General features: G+C 43.8%; 2 protein-coding genes. Both read left to right on the plus strand.

All coding sequences use genetic code 11. From position 1 onward, the window contains the following. On the plus strand, positions 1–107 hold a 107-nt coding region (locus R7E78_RS29510; protein WP_318059068.1), incomplete at its 5' end, for a zinc-binding dehydrogenase. Continuing rightward, positions 101–550, plus strand: a 450-nt coding sequence (locus R7E78_RS29515; protein WP_318059067.1) for a YqaA family protein, incomplete at its 3' end; no start/stop codon positions are given. The genes R7E78_RS29510 and R7E78_RS29515, both read left to right, overlap by 7 nt.

A 550-nucleotide genomic window follows, 5' to 3' on the forward strand; every position in this document is an offset into this window, starting at 1 on the left:
AAACAGAAGTGCAACACATTTACCCAATGGCTGAAGTTATCGCCGCACACCAACAAGTGGAATCGGGGCGAACGAGAGGCAAGGTATTACTTGATATGACATGCTAGACGCATTCAATTCAGCTTTTGAACATTTAGCCCTTTGGTTTTCTGATTCAGCATTGTGGGTGCTTTTTTTAACGGGTTTTCTGAGCGCCACCTTACTGCCTGGTGGCTCTGAAGCTGGGCTGATAGCAACTCTCTCACTCAATCAATATGCGGTTTCTTCTATTCTTTTGGTTGCCACAATAGGTAATACGCTGGGTGGCTTAACCAATTACTGGCTTGGGTTATGGATCCCCAATAAAACCCAAGAAGAAAAACATGGTCATACCGCTTTAAAGTGGCTAGCAAAATATGGCTACTGGGGATTATTTTTCAGTTGGTTACCAATTATTGGTGATCCGTTGTGTCTCGCGGCTGGATGGTTAAGGATGAAATTTCTGCCGTGTGTGATTTTAATATTTTTAGGAAAAGCCGCTCGGTACAGCTTGTTGGCGGCCATTTATCTC

It is taken from the genome of Vibrio sp. YT-19(2023), from assembly GCF_033337395.1.